15 protein-coding genes and 2 pseudogenes are annotated in these 22,247 nt (G+C 59.3%); 15 read left to right on the plus strand and 2 right to left on the minus strand.

Annotation, left to right across the window (positions count from 1 at the left end; all coding sequences use genetic code 11):
* Nucleotides 1–1,411: 1,411 nt before the first annotated feature.
* Complete coding sequence (locus P0Y41_RS17070) at nt 1,412–2,305, minus strand: type I restriction enzyme HsdR N-terminal domain-containing protein (RefSeq protein ID WP_284063861.1); 894 nt, start codon at nt 2,303–2,305, stop codon at nt 1,412–1,414.
* Between the two features lie 1,018 nt (nt 2,306–3,323).
* On the opposite strand from P0Y41_RS17070, the gene P0Y41_RS17075 reads away from it, so the two are divergent.
* From P0Y41_RS17075 to P0Y41_RS17140, 14 genes and pseudogenes are all read left to right on the plus strand, one after another.
* Nucleotides 3,324–3,728, plus strand: coding sequence for a hypothetical protein (locus P0Y41_RS17075; protein WP_284063820.1), 405 nt, complete (start codon nt 3,324–3,326; stop codon nt 3,726–3,728).
* Nucleotides 3,729–3,858: 130 nt separating this feature from the next.
* Nucleotides 3,859–4,545, plus strand: a complete 687-nt coding sequence (gene xseA, locus P0Y41_RS17080) for an exodeoxyribonuclease VII large subunit (RefSeq protein WP_284063862.1) — start codon at nt 3,859–3,861, stop codon at nt 4,543–4,545.
* A 16-nt stretch (nt 4,546–4,561) separates the two neighbouring features.
* Nucleotides 4,562–4,909, plus strand: a complete 348-nt coding sequence (locus P0Y41_RS17085) for an exodeoxyribonuclease VII large subunit (protein WP_284063883.1) — start codon at nt 4,562–4,564, stop codon at nt 4,907–4,909.
* A gap of 2 nt (nt 4,910–4,911) precedes the next feature.
* Nucleotides 4,912–5,093, plus strand: a pseudogene (gene xseB / locus P0Y41_RS17090) (exodeoxyribonuclease VII small subunit).
* A gap of 211 nt (nt 5,094–5,304) precedes the next feature.
* On the plus strand, nt 5,305–5,583 hold the full coding sequence (locus P0Y41_RS17095) for a hypothetical protein (protein ID WP_284063823.1): 279 nt from the start codon (nt 5,305–5,307) through the stop codon (nt 5,581–5,583).
* A gap of 6 nt (nt 5,584–5,589) precedes the next feature.
* Entirely contained in the window at nt 5,590–6,009 is a 420-nt protein-coding gene (locus P0Y41_RS17100) for a DUF7985 family protein (protein WP_008364408.1), read from the plus strand.
* 28 nt (nt 6,010–6,037) lie between these two features.
* The gene (locus P0Y41_RS17105; RefSeq protein WP_284063863.1) at nt 6,038–7,771 is read left to right on the plus strand and encodes a DUF8186 domain-containing protein; all 1,734 of its coding nucleotides are present in this window, start codon (nt 6,038–6,040) and stop codon (nt 7,769–7,771) included.
* Nucleotides 7,768–8,598 (plus strand): hypothetical protein, encoded by an 831-nt coding sequence (locus P0Y41_RS17110; RefSeq protein ID WP_284063824.1) that lies wholly within the window; start codon nt 7,768–7,770, stop codon nt 8,596–8,598. The genes P0Y41_RS17105 and P0Y41_RS17110 overlap by 4 nt, the downstream gene beginning before the upstream one ends.
* Nucleotides 8,599–8,600: 2 nt before the next feature.
* Nucleotides 8,601–9,662 (plus strand): TrbL/VirB6 family protein, encoded by a 1,062-nt coding sequence (locus P0Y41_RS17115; RefSeq protein WP_053772807.1) that lies wholly within the window; start codon nt 8,601–8,603, stop codon nt 9,660–9,662.
* Between the two features lie 6 nt (nt 9,663–9,668).
* Nucleotides 9,669–10,790, plus strand: a complete 1,122-nt coding sequence (locus tag P0Y41_RS17120; protein ID WP_284063825.1) for a TraC-like domain-containing protein — start codon at nt 9,669–9,671, stop codon at nt 10,788–10,790.
* The gene (locus tag P0Y41_RS17125) at nt 10,774–13,008 is read left to right on the plus strand and encodes a VirB4 family type IV secretion system protein (protein ID WP_284063826.1); all 2,235 of its coding nucleotides are present in this window, start codon (nt 10,774–10,776) and stop codon (nt 13,006–13,008) included. The genes P0Y41_RS17120 and P0Y41_RS17125 overlap by 17 nt, the downstream gene beginning before the upstream one ends.
* The gene (locus tag P0Y41_RS17130) at nt 13,001–16,822 is read left to right on the plus strand and encodes an ATP-binding protein (protein ID WP_284063827.1); all 3,822 of its coding nucleotides are present in this window, start codon (nt 13,001–13,003) and stop codon (nt 16,820–16,822) included. The genes P0Y41_RS17125 and P0Y41_RS17130 overlap by 8 nt, the downstream gene beginning before the upstream one ends.
* Nucleotides 16,819–17,702, plus strand: a pseudogene (locus P0Y41_RS17135) (bifunctional DNA primase/polymerase). The gene P0Y41_RS17130 and the pseudogene P0Y41_RS17135 overlap by 4 nt, the downstream one beginning before the upstream one ends.
* On the plus strand, nt 17,699–19,225 hold the full coding sequence (locus P0Y41_RS17140) for a primase-associated protein (RefSeq protein WP_284063829.1): 1,527 nt from the start codon (nt 17,699–17,701) through the stop codon (nt 19,223–19,225). Before P0Y41_RS17135 ends, P0Y41_RS17140 begins: the two are co-directional and overlap by 4 nt.
* Before the next feature lie 413 nt (nt 19,226–19,638).
* Here the strand turns inward: P0Y41_RS17140 and P0Y41_RS17145 are convergent, their stop codons facing one another.
* The gene (locus tag P0Y41_RS17145; protein WP_284063864.1) at nt 19,639–20,808 is read right to left on the minus strand and encodes a hypothetical protein; all 1,170 of its coding nucleotides are present in this window, start codon (nt 20,806–20,808) and stop codon (nt 19,639–19,641) included.
* A 947-nt stretch (nt 20,809–21,755) separates the two neighbouring features.
* Between P0Y41_RS17145 and P0Y41_RS17150 the strand changes: the two genes are divergently transcribed.
* Complete coding sequence (locus P0Y41_RS17150; RefSeq protein WP_284063831.1) at nt 21,756–22,196, plus strand: DUF8030 family protein; 441 nt, start codon at nt 21,756–21,758, stop codon at nt 22,194–22,196.
* Nucleotides 22,197–22,247: the final 51 nt, after the last annotated feature.

Consider the following 22,247-nt stretch of genomic DNA (forward strand, 5'->3'; position numbering starts at 1 on the left):
CGGACAGTAGAGGTCCGTCTTTCGGTCTGGGTACGTTTCTGAATAGACCTGCTCGTATGTGTCCTTGTCCTCTGCAGGGATTTTACCGCTCTCGACATACGGAGGATTCGCAACGACGTAATCATATTCGAGATAGTTCTTCACAACGATCCCAAGAGTGACGTCCTCGAACATCTTGAATAACCGACCGTCACCGTGATCAGACTGTAGTTCAGCCACCAGTTCGAGGAGTTCCTCAACGTACGATTCGAGGAACGACGACAAGGGACCGGCCGCATGATCGAGATACTGCTCCAGCGCCCGATCGAGTGAGGCGATAGTCGCGTCGTATTCCGTGAGCGTTCCCCCTGGCGTGGGTGCATCGACGTGGGCTCGAGTAACGTCGAGCATCGCCTGAAGCACGCGGAAGTAATCACCGTAGTTGACGACGCCGACTGTCGCCCCGCCTCGTTCTTTCAAGGCGTCGTAGGTCGGAAGGGTCAGCTCACGAGTGAGGAAGTCATCACCATTTTCGCCTGCCTCGCTGTCGGCTGTAAGCGGCAGGTCGATCGGTACTCTGACGTCCGTACTGTCTTCCTGGATCGTGTTGAACGTTTGCTGCCCCTCACCATCGATGTCCGCTCCAGGTCCACTTACCTCGTTTTCGAGCGTGTCTGCCCGAAAGATGGGTAGTCGCCGCAGCGTGAATTCGGGATTCTTGTGTTTTGCCTCGCGATATTGTGGGAGGATAGTGAGCGTGAAGCTGATCTGTGCCATCAGCACCGCAAAGGGGTGAATATCGATCCCCACGATTCGGGGTTCAAGGCAGAGCGAACGGAGTTCTTCCGCCCAGTCAGGGTCAGCCGAGCGGCGTTCGATATCGTCGAGATGTCGCTGTAACGCCTCCGTAAGAAATGTCCCCGACCCACAGGAGGGATCGATCAGTCGTTTGCGGCCAACTCCCTGCTGGTAGCCGACCCGATCCAAAATCAAATCGACGAGTTCTGACGGCGTGTAGAACTCACCGAGGGCTTTCCGAGTGTCGGCATCGAAATATCGTTGATATAGCCCGCCGAGAAGGTCAACATTATCGACCTCTGAGAAGTCGAACTTCAGGACCGCAAAGAACAGTTCTCCGAGAGCCTTGCTGAACGAGTCGCGAACGGCTTCAACTGACGGGTCGACGTCGGTCGCCCCGCTAAGATCGCCGAAACGCGCAGCATGCTCCGACTCGGCGATCGTGTCCCGATAGCCGTCAGTCCACCAGACAAACAGATCGTCCTCAAAGAGACTCTCGATCAGCTCATTCCGAAGCTGACCGAACACCGAATCGATGAGCGAAGGGTACTCAGCAGGGTCAATACTATCCGACCGATCACCGAGGCTGTCAAGTCGACCACGCAACGGATCGTTCTCAAAGAAGCCGTAGTCGTCACAAACCTTGGCAAGAGAGCCGTGAGAGGAGAGCGAATCCTGTCTCCAGTGAGAACATGAAATCAGCAAGCAAATCCTGGCTGATGTTGTCCTGAATCTCGTTTTCACCGTCAGGAACGACATACGGGTACCAAGCCCGTGGGACGTTCTTTTTGCTGGGTATATCGGCGTAGCTCTGTCGCCAGAATTTGAACGCGCCGCGAACGAACGATTGATCTTGCTCATCGCGAAGTTCCGCTAACAGCGCCATCGTTGCCTCGACTAGTTCACCGAATGACCCCTGCCGATCGAATCGAAAAGTATCGAAGAAGAATGTTTGAGCAATCTCTGACTCGAGTCCCAGCTGGTTCGTCGCGATCCATTCCCGGTACTCCTCGACGTGGGCTGTCGACCCTAACGACCACTCTCCTTTGTCGAGCGCATCGGCGACAGTATCGAGATAATCGACACCGGATGCGTCGCCCATCCCGAAATCGACGACTCGTTCCATTCCTTCACCATCTCGCTCGTACAGGCGGATGCTTCGACCGTTCGTGAGCACTCCATACTCCGCCTTGAGCGTGGATACATACCCTTCCAGTTGGGAGGTGTGGTCATTCAGCGACTCAGTCGGTGACTTGAATTCGTAGACTGCAACGACGGCACTACTATCTCGCAGGGTCGTTATATCAGGCCGCGTTCCGTCCTCGAGTCGTCGTTCTTTCTGGATGTCACCACCGTGTTGTTCGAAACCAAGCGCATCAAAGAACCCACGATCGATGAACGCGTCTTCGACGTCTCCCTCGCTCATCCGATTATGAACATCACCGGCGATCGTTTCCAGAATGTCACCGAGGTCAGCACCGCTGGCCTCTTGTTCTTCTTCGCTTCCCGACGGATCCCCGGCTGGCATACAGAGGAATTCCACTGCCGTCGTCAAAAAACACTTGTTGTGTAGTTCCTCGCGCCGCGGTGGTTGTGTTTGTTGGCACCGTGAATGGGTGCCGGTGCGTAAAACCGGTCATCGTTACTCGATTCGATGTCAACAAACTGTCTGATCCGGTTCAAAAGTCCGGATCACGGTCAGGTCGCACAGGTGTACAAGCACTATGATGGATCTCCGGAGCGCGTGATCAAACGTCTACAGACACTACGCGTAATTCTAATTGCAACAGGATGTGTCCGTGGACCCACCTATGCTGCTGCCCAGTTCATCACTCTCGAACAATTCCAGCAACTGGCCGATGCCGCTGACAACTGCACGAAGGAGGACGATATGAGTTCGCTGGATTGGCTCACGGACCTCGATCAGCCACGCGGACTCCTTGGGTTGGGAGTTCTCGACTCGCGTGATTCGGTGCCTCAGGACGTTGCTTACCTATACGAAGTCGAAGTGCCAAATCTGGGTAGCCCAACAACGTGGTCGGTTCGAATTAGCTCAAAGCAGTCACTCTCCACCTCGGTTCCCGTCGCTGAGCTATACGAGTCGACGTCTTGGTCACAGACTGGCGATCTAACTGAATTGTAGCACTTCGAAACCGCTTCTTTCCCGATAGTCAGTACGCTGGGATTGATTGGTCACTATCGGTCCGATCATCCAAAACGAACACCAACTTGATGCAGTTGACAGCGTAGTCGCGAAGCGAGGAATTGCATCAGATGAATCGTCGAGTATTCCAGTATTCTCTCAGCACCTTCTACATTTTATTTATCAATATAGAATAATAGGGGTGTTCTGAGTACAGGTGACTGAGTTGCTGGACCAGACCGAAATGGATTCTGTACCGGTAAAATCTCAGTACCTCTGACTCGTAGCTCACAGTATGCCCTACTGCCCGAATTGTGGGTGCCAAGTCAAGGCGGTTCACCACTACTGCGGATCCTGTGGCCAAGCACTGTCTGAGATTGCAGGGTCGGAGAGCGATCCACCAATGGCGGTCGAGAGAGATGGATTCCTGTCACTGCGTTCGCTCTCGTACGTCAATGAACTACTAGGCGGAGAACAGGAACTTGACCGAGATTCTGTCTCCTACACACAGCTGTCGCAAGAGGTGAGCGCTGCATTTGCGGATTTCGCTCGTCTGGCAATGGTCAACGATCTCGATCTTCTTCAGCTCTGGGCGACTGGTTCGAACACGGCTGCATTGAGTAAATCGGTCGATGATATGAACAACAACCAGTTCCAAGAATGGCTTGCTGCGATTGGGCTGGGGCGAACTCTTCGGATGTACGATGACGCACTACATACGGAGTTCGAGGACGAGTTCAACGACAGACTGCAGAAACTAATCGAGGTCGCAAATGAAGAACTCGACGACGGGGAGCTAACGGGGTAGTTCTACGCTGCACAAGCGAGATGATCTGTTGATATCTGGGTCGTTCCCTACTACGATTCCCTTGGTGAGGTGGTATACTCAGCACGAAGATAGCTTTTTGAGGATCTTGTTCAAAAGTTAGTAGACGTGTATGGCGGACGCACCGGATGCTGAACGGCAGGCAGCCGAGCCCGATGCAGGAGATGTCCTTAGCGTGTCACAGCTGAACGACCGGATCGCGTCGGTCGTCCAGGACACGCCTGCCCTCAACGGCGTCCGCTGTATCGGGGAGGTCACTGACCTCCACAAAAACAGTACGGCGCTCTACTTCACGCTGACCGACGGCGACGCCGAACTCCCCTGTATGATCTGGGCAAACCGTTACCGGGAGATGGATGCCGACCTCGAGGACGGGACCGAAGTCATCCTCGAGGGCGATATCGACTACTGGGTCGAAGGTGGGAAAATCGACCTCAAACCGTGGGAAGTGATCGTCGTCGGCGACGGCGACCAAGCGGCTGCCGTCGAGCGACTGCGAAGCGAACTCGAAGAGCGTGGCTGGTTCGACGACGAGCAGAAACAGCGACCGCCGGCGTTCCCGGAGCGGGTCGGTGTCGTGACCTCGCTTCGGGGCGACGCCCGGTACGACATCCAGAACGCGATCCACGGACAGGACCCCACCGTTGACATCCTGGTGAAGGACGCAACCGTCCAGGGGTCGAACGCGCCGACGTCCATCGCGAACGGCATTCACCATCTCGACCGCTCGGAGGACGTCGACGCCATCATCGTCGGTCGCGGCGGGGGAGCGATTCGAACCTCAAGCGTTCAACACTGAGCGAGTCGCGGAGGCGATCTTCACCGCCAATACCCCGGTAGTCACCGCCATTGGACACACTGATGACCGACTCATCGCGGATCAGGTGGCGGACGTCGCGACGATCACCCCGACCGCCGCGGGCGAGTATATCGTGAACTCCCGCCAAGAGTTCCTTGCGGGCGAGATCGAGCCGCTGGAGCAACAGCTCGACGCCGCGTACGAGACCTTCCAGCAGGACCACGAACACGAACAGGAGCTCGCCGAAGCAGTCGATGAAGCGACCGCACCCGAGGGCCTCCCACCGATTTACTACAAGGTCGCCATCGTAGTGCTGCTGTTGCTGTTGTTGGTCATCACCGGACTTTGGCTGGGGGTGATCTAACCGTGGCAAACGACTCCGAAATCCACGATCGACTGAGTCGCGTCGAGGAGATCATTGAACAGCTCGACGCGGACGAATGCGACCTCGATGAAGGTACAGCCCTCCATGAGGAAGGGGAGGAACTCTTGACCGAAGTTCGAGAGATCCTCGACGAGGAAGCGGCGAAGTTGTGGAGCTCGAGTAAGCGAGCTAGTTCTCGACTTTAACCAACGATCTCCTTATCGCGTCTCCCCCTCTGTTGGTTAAGTCCTTTTTCTACGAGGGCAACAAGTAATTTGGTTATAATTTACTCGACAAACTTGCACCACTTGATAGCCAGAAAGCATTTAGGTATCATCCAACTACCGCGCCCATATGTACCGGGACTGAGCCGGTGCATACCCATACCCGCATGTATGATTACGAGGTCAGTCACCATCGAAGACATCGATGACCTGTACCTGATGTGGAACGACCACATCAACGCCTCCGCCCTCTATCGCCGCGCCCTCCGCGAGGAAATGGAAGTCCGCGGTGTTGACCCCGATGAACTCCGCGACCTCCTCGAACGGGCCCGCGAGCAGGGCTACACACTCGAAGAGATCGCAGAGGACACCAACCGATTCGACGACCTCCAGTCGCTCGTCGAAGAGCAGCAAAGCCAGCCAACGGCTGGAGACGCCACCGATGATTAGCCCGCTATGTCACAGGACCAGACTCCCTCCGACCCTGAGCGTAGCGTCGAAAACCAGTCACCGCTGACCGGGAAGATCCCTCGACAGGCAGCGCTCACTGTCGTCCTCCTGAGCCTGTTCGCTGTCCAGCCGGTCGCCGCCCAGAGTAACGCGGTCTGTAGCGCAGACAACCTCCCGAGTATGATTGAGGGGTTCTTCCAGCTGACCACCGCGCTGGGGATCGTCGGCCTCGCCATCGTCTGGCAGGCTGACTCCCTCATCGAGATGTTCACCCTCAATCCCGAGCAAAAGAAGGGCCTCAAGCGCCACAAACGGTCGGCGATGAAGTCCGCGGTCGTCCTCGTCGTCCTCGGCCCGCTGTACACCGTCGCCGGGTCGATGATGGGCCTCCCGCTGGCGCAGTGCGTCGACCTCGTCCCCTGGTAACCACCCCACAGTCCCCGTTGCGAGCCCCATGAACCATCGAGAGCTCTCCGTGCTCATGGCCGGCTTGCTCGTGACGAGCCTGGTCACGGGTATCGTCGCCGCTGACCCGCCACGACCAGGTACGGAGGGGAACGGGCTCACGGAAAACGAGTCGGCAGCGCTGTGGTCACGTGATGCGGACAACTACATCACTCAAGAGGAGTACCGCCAGCGCTACGGCGAGGACCGCTCCGCTGTCCATCAAGTCGCGAACGGGACGGACATTACGTTCAAACGGCCGCCCGCGACAGCGGCGACGTGGACGCGGAACGACTTCGAGGACCTCGACGCCGGCGGCCCAGATACGTCCGTACATCCACCGCATGCAGACCTCGAGGACGGCGTCTTCATCGAGGATGCTCACGCGACGATCTTCGCGGTCCAGCCCTCTACTCGTGGACACCTCGAGTCCGGTGAAACCCCACTGTACATCGCACCGAATGGGACGATGCGCGGGTTCGTTGATTACCGCGTTCGCGTCCCCAACGGGAGTTCCTCCGGCAACACGACTATCTCGTGGTCGCTCACGGAGCACGAGATCGAAGAAGTCCGGTTGAAGAAGAACGGCGAGACCATCGCCGAGCGTGACGGGGCCCATACGCCTGCCCTCGACTACCAGATCGAGGACGACTGGAGTGCGAATCTCACGCTGGAAGCGGAGATTAGCGTCCGGCTGAAGAAGACCGTCAGAACCGACCTGGGTGACCAGACGGACGTCGACGTTACCTATCGGACGGAAACACGGAACGTCTCCGATTCAATCGCCGTCGAGATCTACGACCTCTCGGCGTACCCCTACTACGCCGAGTATCCAAACGGCGATGCCGGCGTGGCCATCTTCCAGTCGCGGCCGTGGCAGGGGTACACGCTCACGGAGGATGGTGAGGCACGGGTCCGTGGCATCTGGCGGTTCTACACCGCTCGGAACACCAACTGGGACACGCTCGTTCGGTCGAACCGCACGGATAGCGCCACCGTCGAGTCAGACGCGATTCCGGTGTACGTCCACGCCTATCCCTCGCGGATCGGGCCGCGTGCCGAGCCGGTTCGAGACGGGCCGGAACTCATCGAGACCTGGGGAACTGACCGTCCGTCTCCGGTCGGGACCATTGGTGAGAACATCAATATCGACATCGTCAACCAGTCGTACACGACGACGTACGGCGTCGCTGTTCGAGCCGAGAACGTCGATCGAGAGGCGCTGCACGTTGGGGGAATCGTCCGGGGAGTGAATGCGTCAATCGTCGAGCCGGACGCCGGCTCCGAGCGACAGCTCCGCCGCAGTAATCTCACTGTCGAGGTCATCCAACAGAATCAGTCGCAAGCCACGCTCAGGGTCGAACTGCGGGACAATCAAACTGGTGCGCCGATTGCGCTCGACGATAGCCGTCAGTATCCAATCGGCGGCACCACCCGGAACGGGTACATCACGGTCGCGGATCAGCGCGTCGAGACCAACGCCTCGGGGGTGGCGATCGTGACCATCGACGAACCGGGCATCTACACGGCTCGGTACCATCCGGGCTCGTGGCTCGGTCACGACCCGGCGTACGTGAGCGATACCGCGACGGCCCGCTGGCACCCACTAGGGACGATCGACGGCTGGTTTGCGCTGGTGTTCGAGGTCGGCTGGCAGCTCCTGCCGTTCTTCGTGATGTTCTACGCTGGCAAGCGCCTCTTGCGAATGCTCGGCCCAGAAGACATCTTCGGACAGAAACCATGACTCAGGACAATCCCCACCTCAGTAGACGGACCGCCCTCCGAACAGTCGCCGGCGCCTCTCTCGTGAGCATGGCCGGATGCCTCAACAACGGCGATTCCCCGGGTAACGGGAACTCAACACCGTCTGATGAAGGAGGAGTCATCCAGCAAGTCACTGTAGAGGGGACAGAACTCGTCGTTGAATACTCCTCAGAGGAGGAAGTCGACCAGATCAACCTCGTCCAGCCGAATGGGGAACTGTTCGGTCAGCGAGAAACCGCTGCTGGGTCACAGCAGGTCTCTTTCGAGATCGGAACTTCTTACGAGCCTGGAGAATATACTGTTGTGGCTCTCAGCGGTGAAGAAACGCTAGCTGAGAGTTCCTCACTGATTCAGCCGGAAATTGGAATTCAAGAGGTCGGTCTTTACCGGAATAACCCTGAGAAGCCGTGGGACGAAGTCTACGGAGATACCGAGACGGATCGGCTAAAGAACGGGGAAGCGTACGTCACCGTCGAAAACACCGGAAGCGGACCAGAAGCGGTTGTTGAGTTAATTTTCTCCGGTGATGTTCCAAACCCGGTTGAAGATCCCCGAGGTAGCGGGATGTATGAAACCGAGCAGGTGGTGATCTCGCCGGGAGAAACTACCGACTTGTTCAGTGGTTCGTTCCCGTTTGGGTCCGAATCTGAGGAGGGAATGGGGTGCTCCCCGGACGGGAACAGCGGCCAGTTCACTGTCACAGTCCGAACCCAGGTTAGCGGCGACCAGGTGTCGGAATCCTTCGATGTACAGTACTCCGGATCCACGGAGATGAGTGACTGCGAGGTTTCAATCACGGAGGCCTAACGATGGTGGACCTGATAGACGTCGTTCTCGAGGGCTTCAAAGACGTCGTCGATTGGTTCATCGGTCTGTTCATGGACGGGCTTCGGTCGGGGTATCAGACGCTGACCGAAGAGATGTTTGGCACTCCGACTCCCCAGACTGACGGGACGTTCATTTTCGGAGAACCAAGTAACGCCCCTTGGCCAGCAATCCAAGAAGGGCTCATCGGCGGCGAGATCATGTTGATTTCTCTGCTGCTACTTGTGATGAGCGTTCAGGGACGACACACTATCCGCATCTTCAATATCGGGAGTGCGTACGAGGCTCGGAAGACCAAGAAGACTGCCTGGGTCGGAGCCTTTCTGATTATTACCTGGTACTGGATTGGAGCGCTCGCGCTCTACCTTGTTGATGGGTTCACGATTGCCCTGATGCCGGAGCTGTCCTCGCTGGGCTCTGCTATGTTGCAGTTCATAACGGGGTCGATTACCAACCCCGGTCTTGGTCTCCTCTTTGCTCTTATCGGAGGAATTTCGATGTGGGCACTGGAGGCGCTGTTCTACATCCGGCAGATTCTCCTCTACGTCTACCTGTACGGGATGCCCATCGCGTTCGCCGTCGCCTATGGCAACATTCCTGTCCTCTCTGATGTCGCGATGGGGTTCAGCAAACGGTTCGTCCCATTGGCCATCCTACCCCTGCCTGCGGCGATAGTCCTCAAAGGATACGACCTACTCTACTCTGGAGGGACGTTGACGCCGGGAACAGCGTTCCTCAAGTACCTCGTCGCGTCTTCACTTCCTCTCGTCGCGCTCTATGTCACGTGGAAGACGTTCAAATACGCGACCCCACTCACGGCGAAGGTTCTCGGTGGTGCGACGAAAGGAGCGGCCCTCATCGGCGGTGTCGCCGCTGGAGCCTACATCGGCGGCGCCGGCGTCGCGACGACCGCGGCCCGATGGGGACCGAAGGCCGCAGCGGGACACGCTGTGGCGCAGAAAGCTGCAGCCCGTGGCGCGAACAGCGACGAAGACGGCGGGACGCCGTCCTACCGACGGACCGAGAACGACCCTGGAGGTTACTAACAATCCATGTCCATCGACGAAGACGCAGCCGCACGGCGCATCATGGACCAGTTCGGTGAGGAGAGTCGCATCCCCTACCTCAACATCGAGGAAGGCGACGTCGGCGTCCTGATCGCCTTCCCGATCGTCGGCCTGTTCATCGCCGGCCTCACCGGCATCGAATCACTCGCCCTGCCGTTCGTCGCAGGTGGCTTCGGGTTCGGCGTCGCGATCGTCTACGTCTCGCCCGACCACCTCAACGCGTGGACGTGGACGAAAGACGTCTATCGCTACGTCAAGCGCCCCCAGATCACGTTCAGCGCCCCGGAGGAGGCCGACAGTAGTACCAACGAGACAGAGCGCAACGAGGGCGGGCTCGCGAACTACACGCCGTTCAAGCCCGACGAGCGGACGCAGGACCTCACGAACATCGAACGGGCGTGGCCGGGCGCTGGCGCGATCCAGCGCGCGGACGGCACGATGGAGGCGTTCATCGAGATCGACCCCGGCAACATGGATTTCGCGATGTCCGACGACTGGGCACAGCTCCAAGACGCCGGCGAAGAGTTCGCCAACAAGGAACTGGATTCGAAACTCAAACTTCACGCGACGACCCGCTCGTTCCCGGTCGAACAGATTACCGAGAACATCGAAGATCGCCTGAACGACGAGGACGTCAAAGAAAATCCGATCTTCCGGGAACTCCTCGAGGAGTATCGGGAGACGCGGCCGAAGGAGATGCGCGAACGGGGTATCCAGCAGATGCGGTACTACATCGGCGTCCAAGTCACCCCGCTGGAGGTCTATGACCGCTTCCGAGACGAGGGGACACCGGCCGAGAAGCTGACGCAGTTCCCCGTCATCGGGTTCCTGTTCAACCCGTTCGTCACCCGCCGCGAGGACCTCACCGACGTCGAGCGCCGCGCACAGATGTTCGAGAAACTGGATAGCCGAGTCAACGACGTGCGGTCGGAGTTCATCCAGCAGGCGTCTGGCTGGTCCGCACGTCGGCTCAGCACGGTCGAGCTCTTCGTGTTGAATATGGACTTCTGGAACGGCCGCGAACACGAGTACGACGCCGCAGAGAGCGTCGTTCGCGAACAACCCATCATCGGTCATTCGCGCCGGGAGGATGACCACGATGCGTAACCTCGTCCTCCAGACGGGCAGCGGAGCCGTCGGCCAGCTCACAGAGTGGCTCACGAACCCAACCTCAGCTGAAGGTGCGGCTCTCTACATCCTACTCGCGGTACTGGTCGGGATCGGCGGGAAATTCCTCTGGGACTGGTACACCGAAGACGACGAGGAAGAGGTCGAGTTCTCGGACCTGCTCGACGAGGAAACCATCGAACAGGGCGCGGCCGAACGCCAGCTCCTCGACGACATCGCCGAGTCACACAAGACGGTGACGGCGCCGGCGACGATCGAGTGGGAGACGCGCGCGGCACGGGTCGGCGAGCAGTGGACGACGACGCTGTACATCGCTGATTACCCGGACTACCCCAACGACGGCTACCTCTCCGAGCTCTTCGAGATGACCGACGTGCAGTTCGATTTGACGGCCCACATCTCGCCGAAGAACCAGGAGCGGGCGCGGAACGAACTGCAGGATATCGCTGACGACCTCCAGGTGGATGCTGACCTCGAACAGAGTGTCCGGAGTGCCTACCTACAGGAACGCGCCAACGAGGCCGCAGCGACGTACAAGGCCGTCGAGAATGGCGCGAACGTCTTCGACCAGGGGATGTTCATCACGGTACGAGCCGACGAGAAGGAGGACCTCCGGGATGCCGTCCAGAAGGTCAAGAGCGCGCTCCGCGACGATCCGGCGAACCTCACACCGAAGACGGCGATCTGTCGGCAGGATCTCGCCCTCCAGTCCGCCGCGCCCATCGGCGACAACGAGTTCGGGCGGACGTCGATCGCACTCGGCGGCGCCGTCGGGGCGTTGCTCTCCTCACCGCACAACGCGACGATTCTCGAGGAGGGCGGCGTCGAGTTCGGGATTCACAAGGACAACCAGAGCCCGGTGGTCATTGACCCGTTCGCCCGGGACAACGGGTACGCAATGTTCACCGTTGGGGACACCGGTTCGGGGAAGTCGTTCAGTTCGAAGCAGAACTTCATCCGCTCGATCGAGCAGAGCAAGGACCGTATCGGCATTATCCTTGAGCCGTTGAACAACTGGGCCGGCGTCGCGGAAGCGCTCGACGCCAAACGCATCACTGTCGGCGGGACGCTCGGGCTGAACCCCTTGGAGATTCGGGAGACGCCCGAGCACGTCCAGCGGGCGATGGGCGAGGACGCCAGCCCGTTCAACGAGAAGCTCGACGACGCGATGAGCTTCCTCACCAACTTCTTCGCCCTCCGCGGCATCTCGCTGGGCGACCGCCGGACAACACTCGAACTCGGGCTCAAGCGGGCGTACAAGCGAAACGGGATTACCGACGACATCTCGACGCACGGCAACCCGAGCCCGACGATTCAGGATATGATGGACGTCTTCGAGGACATGGTTGACGACCCCGAGGAGTTCGTCGTCCGGTCCGACGAGGAGGCGGGGAAGATCAAGGAAGACGCGACGTGGCTACTCGACCAGCTCCGCCCCTTCGAGGACGACGGTCGGCACGCCAACCTCGGCCAAGAGTCCGACTTCGACATTCGGGACGAGAAGGTTATCTACCTCGATCTCGCCCAGCAGGAGGGCAGCGTCGACAGCAGCACGGCGCTGACGATGCAGTTGCTCATCTCGCTCGTCTACGAGCGGGCGAAAGTCTCGGAGAAGGAGGTCGTGTTCTACATCGACGAGGCGCGGTACATCATGCAGGACGCCGCGAGCCTGGCGTTTCTTGAAACGGTGTTCCGTCACCACCGCCACCACGACCTCTCGATCCGGCTGGTCACGCAGACGGTCGACGAGTTCTTCGAGCACGCCGAATCCGAGGCGATCCTGGATCAGTGTGCAGTCAAGCAGTTCCACCGCCTCGACGGGATGGACGAGGAGTGGGCCGACGAGTTCGGGCTGAACTACGCGCAGATGCGGTTCGTCCAGGACGCCGTGCCGGGCAACGAGGACGCCGGCTTCTCCGAGGCCCTCGTGGGCGTCGACGGCGAGTGGCGCGGTATCCAGGTCAAAGCGATGCCCAAGGAGAAGCAGGTCATCGACTTCGACCCGACCTCACAGATCCGGTCCTCGCTGCCCGGCGCCGGCGACGACGCCGTCGATACCGAGATGGAGGAGTTCCAGGAAGAGCTCGAACACCGAGCAACGAACGGAACGAACGAAACGAGCGAACTGAACGAGGAATCAGACGCCGTCGAAGCTGAGCCAGACGGCGGGACTACGGAGGACACCAACGATGGCTGAGTACCTGCGCGTCACGCCGACATCCGAGCGGCTTGACCCGGAGAGCATCCCCCGAGTCCTCGACAGCCTCCACAAACTGACCACGCCCGGCTCGTCGGGCCTCGGGGCGAAGCTGAACCCACTCCACAGTGAGACACCACCCCGATTCGAGTTCATCGCAATCAGTGATGGACCCGACGACCCGGTGGAGTTCTTCTACGGGGCCGACGCCCACCTCGATACGCTTGAGAAGCGCCTCCGATCCATCTATCCGGCCACGTTCGACATCGAGCGCGTCGACGTCGACGTCGCCGCCCGGCTCATTCAGCCAGTCGAGTTCACACCGCAGGAATTCGTCGACCACTACGAGGCCGGGCGGCTGCAGTACGAGTTTGACCCGGCAGAACAGTACGATATCGACGAGGAATCAGTGGATTCCGAGGCAGCCGAAGCAGACCCCGTTGTCGACGGCGGTTCGGCAACCACGAGCGTCCCCGATCATCACGTTACTGTCGGGGGCTCAGCCCTCGAACTAGCGCCGCCCGATGCACTTCCAGACGACGAGGAAGAGCGACGGGCCATCGAGAAGCCGACGATGACACCGACGGGAACGATTCTAGCTCGCCCGGCACAAGACGCTGTCTCGCCGCTCGGTGTCCGGTGGTGTGGCTCCGCGTCGCGGAAGCAGGACTGGATGACCTCGCTGACGCCGTTCACAGCGGAGGAAACGAACGGCGATCTCTCGTCCGTCGACGAGCCCGGCGCGGCGCTGGCGTCGCTGATCGACCACTTGATGGAGGCGACAGCGCCGACCGCGTTCCAAGTCGTCTTCCAACGGCGTGCTAGCTGGCAGTCCGACTCGGAGGTACGGAAAGAGGACCTCGTCGACGGCCGGGATACGTTCTTCCAGGAAGTCGTCGGGTCGTTGCTCGAGGTCGAGGAGCAACGGAGCGACCAGGACGACCGGCAGCTCAGCGAGGCCGTCGAGAAGCGCATCGAGTACATCGACGCGAAGAACGCCAAACGGTCGTTCACGGTCAACATCCGGGCCGTCGGCGTCCCCACCGACACCATCCGCGACGACCTCGATGGTCGGATGGACTCGCTCCTCCCGGTGTTCGACCCGCTTGATGGTCCGTTCTACGAGGTCGAGGGACAACGCCTCCGAGACAGCGGCTTCCGTGAGAAAACCAAGGAGAAGAAGGCACGGGCCGCTCTCCAGCGCCTCCTCAATCGCGAGTTGACGACGGGCCGGGGGAAGACCCGCCCCGAGCTGGTCCTCTGTGGGACGGAGCTCGCGAACTTCGTTCTCGTCCCCTCCTCCGAACAGTTGACCGTCGAAGGGACGCGAGGAACGAGGGCCGAACAGCAGAGTCGGAACCCGCTCCCGTGGCCGAATCCGGATCTAATCCAGCAGTTCCAAGACGGGATGGCAATCGGCTACGCGCTCGACGAGAACGGTGAGCCACGGCCGGATCCCATTCGGATTCCGCCGGACCTGTTGCCGACGCATTACGGGCGGTTCGCGTCGACTGGTGGCGGGAAGTCGAAGGCCATCATCAACGACGCCCTCTCGCTCCGCGAGTCGACGGGTGGCCCCGTCGTCCTCGTCGACCCGAAGGGGGACGGAATGTGTGAGAACTACCTGCGCTGCCACTACGAACGGTTTGGTGGCCTCGACGACGTCTACCACTTCCGCGTCCCAGAGACCATCCCCGCGTTCTCGTTCTTCGACATCCGCCCCGCGCTCGAAGCAGGTCGCAACCGGGAGGACGCGATTCAGGACAAAGTCGACCACTTCCACGACATCCTTCGGATGATTATGGGTCGCGAGCAGTACGGCCAGGCGTTCGTCGCGAACGAGATTCTGAGCTACCTGATCAAGGCGCTGTTCGACGAGGAATACGGGAGCGATGTGTTCGGGCTGGACGACCTCTTCGCCGCCGCGCTCCGGATGCAGCGCGACCAGACGATTCCCCCGGTCTCGGCGGACAACCAGAACATCGAGGAATCACTGACGCGCCACTTCGCGAAGGACAACCACCAGTTCCAGGTGTCGATGGACGCCGTCGGGAACCGCCTCGACAAGCTCAAAGAGGACGCGCATCTTCGGCGGATCTTCAGCCACGTCCCCAAGCAGAATGACGCCGGCGAGTATGTCGACAACCGCTTCGACTTCCGCGAGTTCCTCGATGAAGACGCCACCATCATCTTCGACCTCGGCGACCTGCGGCCGGAGGCCCAACGAGCGATCACACTCCTACTGTTGAGCAACCTCTGGGACGCCGTGCAGGTGCGCCGGCGCGACGATCAGACCGACTATGAGAAGCTCACGAACCTCATCATCGAGGAGGCGGCGCCGGTCGCGTCGACGAAGCTCGTCTCCGAGCAACTACTGCCGCAGGGCCGATCGTTCGGGCTGAGTATGGGGCTCGTGATGCAGTTCCCTGAACAGGTGCGGAACCGGAACGAGCGGGCCTACGACGAGGTACTGAACAACATCAAGACGAAGCTCATCGGCAATATCTCGATCGAGCGCGACCTCGCGGAGTCCCTTGCCCACGAGGACCTCAGCCCGACCGAACTCCGCAACCGTATCAATACGCTCCCAAGTGGCGAGTGGATCGCACAGCTCCCCAGTCCGTCGTTCGGCGAGACTGGGCCGCCGCCGTTTTCGCTGAAGCCGCTCCCGATTGCGCCGGGCCATCCAGAAAGCGACCAGCCGCTCACAGAGTCCCAGGAAGACCATTTCGAGTCCGTGTCCCGGCCACGGATGGTCGAGCGAACACAGGCCCAGTACGGGCTGACAGAGCCGACTGAGTCGAACACTACTCCGGAGGAGACCGGCTGGGGGAGTTCGGGGGCCGAGACGACGGGCTCGGCTGCCGACGGCGATGCAGCGACCGACCCGACGCAATCCGCGTTCATCAGCGACTCGACGACCGAGGACGCGTCGACGTCGACCACCCAGGTCGAGACGGACAGCGACCCAGATGCAGACGAGTCAGGGATAAGCCCCCTGTTCGGGCAGGCCACCGAGACGGACAAGGAGTCAGCTGCTGACCAAGCAGCGGGGCCGGAGAACGGGGCAACACCCGTTCAGGAAAGTAGCGTGCCCGTCCCCGATGACGAACTCCAACAACGCGGGCTCAGCCGTGACGACGTCCGATTCCTGAATCGGGTCCTCGACGTGATGAACCGAGAGGACGACGAGTACACGCTACTGGACAGGATGAGCCAGCTTCAGGACGAATACGACGACCTCCATGTGGAGCGGCTCACGGAACAGGACCTCCTGGAAGCGGACTCCGCGGCGGGGCGCAAGTACTACACCGTCCTCCCAGACGGTCGAGACCTCCTCGGGAGAGAATTGAAGGCGGGGCCAGGAGCGGGCGATCTCGGCGAGAAAACGCCGCATAAGGTTGGCGTCCGGCTCCTCGAGCTGTGGCTCCAGCAGCGGGACGACGTCGGTCGCGTGGGGCCGTACTACGAAACCGAAGACGGCACGGTACTGGACGTGGCCGGCTTCGACGAGGACGGCGAGCTTGTCTGGGCCGGCGAAGCAGAGCTCGCGAGTAACAACCGGCACGCCCCGGTCGAGGATTACGACAAACTCAGCGCGGTGGACGCCGACGCAATCTGGGCCTTCAACAATCGCGAGACGGCGCTCGACGTCCTGGATAGCCTTGCCGACGCCGATCGGATCGGCGAGCGGGTCAGCGGGCGGGCGGCACGGTCGTTCGCGACCATCAGAGACGCTGTCGACGAGTTCGATGCTGCGGGCCTGACCACCGTTCGGGGCTTCAAAAATCTCGACCAAGAACTCAACCAATGACCTGGCGACAGGCGACCCGCGAGGAGATTTACGCCTACTACGCCGAGGAGTTCCCCGCTATCTGGACGACCTGCCGGAATTCATCACGGCGAACGGTCCGAAACAGTACGCCATCGCCTTCCGAGAGTCCCACCCGGTTCGCAAAGACGAGGTACCGGCCAAGGACTTCATCCGGCGGGATACGTGGCAGACAGATCCGTCGGGGTACCGAACGACATCCGAGTTCAACGACTTCGAGGACGTCGTCGACTTCATTCGACACCCCGCTCGCAACGACCCGCTGGGGCGGAGCAAGTTCGCGCTTGCTGATCCGGAGGTGCTGGAACAACCGGACCCACGTCCCGACGCCGTCTACTACGCGCTGGATCACTGGGAACGACCCTGGGTCCTCCTCGTCGACATCGACGCGAAAGAGATCGCCCGAGACCGAGCGGACGAGATGGTGTCGGCGGCCGTCGATGATCAGGACGACGATGCGCTCCTCGACGCAGCGGGTATCCTCGACGCCGCTCCCGAGGGGTATCCGTACGACTTCGAAGACGTCGACCGCGCCATCGAGTACGGGTTCGAGGTGCGCGACATCTTCGAGGACGATTTCGACGCCGAGGAGACGATGGTCGTCTACAGCGGGCAGGGTGTCCACGTCTACCTGCTGGATACCGACCCGGCGCACCGATACGACGAGCAGAGTCGCGAAGTGTTGAACGACCTCCTCCTAGAGACGTACGACATCCCGATCGATCCCGTCGTGACGGCCGACCGCCGGCGTGTCGCTCGCCTGCCCTACTCGCTGCACGCCGACGTCTGTAGCATCGTTCAACCAATCGAGAGTCCGGCGTTCGACGTTCGGTCGGCGACACCCGAGGTGATCGACGAATGAGTCCGAGTACCCCCACCGACGACGAGGACATGGCGTATCGGGTTGCGGCACTCCCGCTGGAGTACGGTGAGACCCGCATCAACCAGCTGTTTACGCGTGGCTACAACCGATACGTCGTCGACGGCGAGGACCAACCAGAGGACCTCGTGAACGACGTCGAGCGGTTCGGGACGGCGGCGTTCAAAGAGCAGGTCCGTGTCGACGCCGCCGAAGAGCCGTTCGTCGACGAACCGGGGACGCTCGCCGTGCTCGCGACGCTGAGTGCGATCTGTGTGAAAGAAAACCCGAAGTTCGAGCACGCGTCACCACGGAACATTCAGGTACTCTACGACATCCGAGAGCTGTACGTCAACAATCTCGCCTCCCTCATTCGGGCCCACGGCGATGGGTCGCTCCAACAGGACATCGCCGACGTGCTGTACAGCAAGGAGCCCGGTGAAGATGGCCCGCATCCGGGTCGGGTCTGTACGGGCATCACAGAGATGCCGGAGTTCGGGGAGGGCCTGTACCTCGAAATCCCGATGGCGGCGGCGTCACGCAAATGTCTCGTTCGAGCGGAGGGCGAGTCATCGACGGGGAGTGACGATGGCGGGGAGATACTGACGCGAGTGAAGGACAACAACCTGTACGTCCCGGTCGGTGATTTCGACAGCAAGTATCGGGACTACGCTGAGCGGGCATTCAAGAAGCTCCTGCGGGTGCAAGAAGACGGACTCTCCGACGACCAGCTATCGTGGCTGACCACGAACGAGTCGGCGATTACGGAGCGGATCGACCGCTTCCTCGAGACCGGCCATCACGAGCGAATCTGGCGGAACTGGGGCCGTGGAGAACGGACGATTCGCGTCCTCCGGCGGGCCCTGAGTGACGCGCCCAATGACGTGGCGCAAAAGGGTGAGTTCCACACGGCGAAAGAGCTCTATCGAGCGGTTACGGCGTACGATGCCGAGGATGACTGGGAATCCTCAGTAACAGACTGGATATCGAGTCCGAGCAGTCTCGCGAAGACGCTGGCCGACCACGAGTCCCACTCGGCCGTCACGATCGACCGCGACGGGCGCGTCAATACGTACCGAATCGGGCGAGCCGGAACCGGCGCCGAACAGATCGAAGTGCGAGAGATCGAGGACCTCTTCGAACTCCCCTGTATGGTGAATATGGAGGAGCGACTACACGAGAAGAAGCCCGTCCGGAAGGACCTCTATAACTTCGCGCGGATGGTGATGTGGCTGCCGCATTACCAAGACAGCAGCCTCGACGAGATCGTCGCGGACCTCAAGGACGTCTTCTCCCGGTGGCCGTGGTACGACGAGCAGGAGACCGAGTACCAGGTTCGTTACGAATTCTCGAACACGATCGACGGCGACACGCCGTTGCCGATGAACTGCGATAACGACGATCTACAGCGCTACTGTATCGGCCAGGACCAGTGTCCCTACTCGATCTGGGGCAGCCTCCCGTTCCCGGATGAGATGTACGAGCAGGTTGAGGAGGAGTCCGCCGGCCCCACTGAGCAATTCTGATTCAGAGAGTGGGATATGGCAGCAGTCTATCGTTGGCTTCGCACCGGTATAGTCCTATAATCATACAGTCGATGATAGAAACACTACCCTCAGCAACAACTTATGACGATTGGATCAGCTCGTCCAATTCATCCACAATCCACCCACCAGTAGCCCCCTTTGCAACAATTTCGTGACGAACTCCATCGTTGTACACTAACTCAGCTCCCGGTGATATTCCGGCCCAAAGCGCCCCTCAATCATCGCCTCCAGACGCCGTAACATGAACTCACTATACTTCCACGGCAATGATCCCTCTTCATACTCTCTCAAGTCGCTACACCTCGTGAATAGGATTTCCGTGATATACTTCTTGAACTGGTGTGGAATCTCTTCAGTCGTCAGAATCTCTTGGTGACACGACAACATAATCTCTACTGCCGACTTAGGAATGGTTCCACCTCGATCTCGCCGATACGATTCTGCGCTATGAATTCGTCAAAGTCACCATCCTCATCCTTCACATCATACTCGTCGTTTTTAACCAGCTGCTCCATAATCCGGAGTAAATCTCCCATGTTACTGATCATCTCATACATTAATCGGGAGTAGTCGTTCGGCCATTCGCTATCTGGATCAGTTTCCTCCGTATTCTCGTAGTTCTCGCACATTAGGCGCGTCATCGATTCGTAATAATACAACCACATATGCCAGTCAATTCGCTGGTAGAACGCCTCACGCACCATAATATCAAAGAAACTGATGGCGATGAAGAGCGGGTCGTTAAACACGTAGTCCTTCGAGCGATTCACGGATGTCAACCGCTGAGCGTTGTACTTATCGTAGTCCTTCGTTCCCTGATCGCGCAGCATCTCTTTGGCCGTATCCCCGACCGGCTTGTACGCATCTAATTCCTCAGCACGAGAGCAATCCGAGAACAACGCATGCAACAACCGATTATCGGGATCAACTCGATATCGGTAGATCCCGTCCATCGACATATTATTCGAGATTTCTTGATACAGCAAGCTGTTTTCTTCTCGAAGGAGCGTTGTGAGGTACTGGTGCGTAACGTCTCGACGCCGAAACCCGTCGAGGTCGGTGTCTAAGATGATGTCAATCCCGAGCCCAGGGTCAAGAATTGGGTGTTTAGCGCCGAATTCAGGGTCCAACAGCAGAGTTTCTGTGTAACTGGAGGCGCCTTCTGCCGAGTCTGCAAGCCGGTACCGTAGCGCTGCGAGGTAGTATGTTGCTTGCCGACGCTTCAGTTCAAAGCTGTCTCGTACACGCTCACGAGCAGTTTGCTCTGCGTTATCTTCCTCTACATATTTGATCAAAGGCGAAGAGTCATCGAGTTCTTCTGCTTCTTCTTCAGTCTCGATAAGGGTGTGTGTGACTGTAATATCGATGTCTCGCCATTGTTGTTCACTCGGTGGAGTGGGTTTCTTCGGGTGGTCGATAAGGGGTGTATAGTTGTCCCGAAGCACTTCCACGAGCGTAGCGTATTCGCCCCGGTTGTAGAGGTCTCGAAGTGTGGATAAGAGCATTTGTTCGTTGCGAATACGCACGCTTTTGCTTAGGAAGACTCCGAGGAATATGCCCATGATCGTGATGGCCGCAGCTAACTGGATGAATTCGATTTCGAGAGCAGTGATTTCGATAGGGGATTGTGTGTAAGAGGTAGTCAGGCTCCAAAGTGTGGTATTGTCGGTGTTCTGTAAGTAGATGCTTCCGGCGTAGCTCGCAGAACGGTCAGTCCGAGAGCTGTGAGAAGGGCTGCAAAAGGTTTGTTCCAGAGTGTATAGGTAACTCGGAGCTGTCGATAACGCGGTAGAACGCTGTAGATGGCGACAATGGTGGCGAAAAGTGTGAATATAAATAATTCCGCCATTTTCCAGGGAGTGGTTCTCGAGGTTTATTAACTGTAAGTATTTGCACAGCCGTCTATCCAGCGACAATCAGATGGAACATCAAGCAAGATACGCGCCCCGTGTTCAGCACGTCAGCTGAAACCCATCAAAACAGATGAATTATAAGAATTTCCTGTGTAGTAGAAACAGATCCACTATAACCCCGTCGAGCAATTGTCAGCGTCTGACACAGCCGAAATCGAGGGAATCGGGGATATTCCACAATTCGAAGTGCCGAGTCGGAGGGTTTTGAGAGGTTCAGTCCAGGTGAAGCAACGGTTCCAAGTTATCCAGATACGGCCGTAATCACCTTCGTTACCCTGCCGTCGAGCAATTTTTGAGATTACGGCATTACTCCGGAACTCGTCGAGGTATCTTCTACCGCCTCAAATCGGCCCGACGGGGTTCTTCTTCGATTTGAGGGCGTCATATTGTCTTGCATATCGCGGTTTTCGTCCAAAGAAAGAGGCGATATGCAGTGTGCGAAGGCCGCCGGCTCTCTCAGGCCGAGGGGCCCATCACAGGGGTAGCGGAATTACGGAATTATCAGATTTAGCGCATTGGTTGACAGGGTGCGTTTCGGTGGTGTCTGTTGCCCCCGCGAGGGGGTGGCGGGGCGCATCACGTGCCCCCGATAGACGATGGCTTCGGAACAACGCAGCAGGGAACGAGCAGCGGATCATGCAGGAACTACCTCCGACGATGAGGCGCCGTGGGCGGACCTCGAGATGGCGGTTCCGACCGACCGGGATCACGCGTCGGTCGTCGCCCTCGTGGAGTGTGCCCTCGTCGAGCTCACACACGAGGCTGTGGGCGCCGTCTTCGTCTCCCGCCAGTTCGGGCGGTCGACGCGGACGCAGTACGTCGCTGCCGACGACGTCGGCGAGCAGTTCCAGAAACGGCACTTCGACGACCGGCTTGGCTGGCACGAGACCACTGTCCCTCGACGAACCGTTCGCGACGAGCTCATCACCCAGCTCACGCGGTCGGCCTCAACGCCGGCAGAGGGGGCAGGTGAGAGAGCAGCCAGCGAGCCAGACACCTTCGTCGTGAAGCCAGTTCGAGAGCTCCGAACGCCGTAGCAGCTAGCCTTAACCAACACGCGGAACCGATACCGGCACAGTGTTGGTTAA

It is taken from the genome of Halobaculum halobium, from assembly GCF_030127145.1.
GTDB classification, from domain to species: Archaea; Halobacteriota; Halobacteria; order Halobacteriales; family Haloferacaceae; genus Halobaculum; species Halobaculum halobium.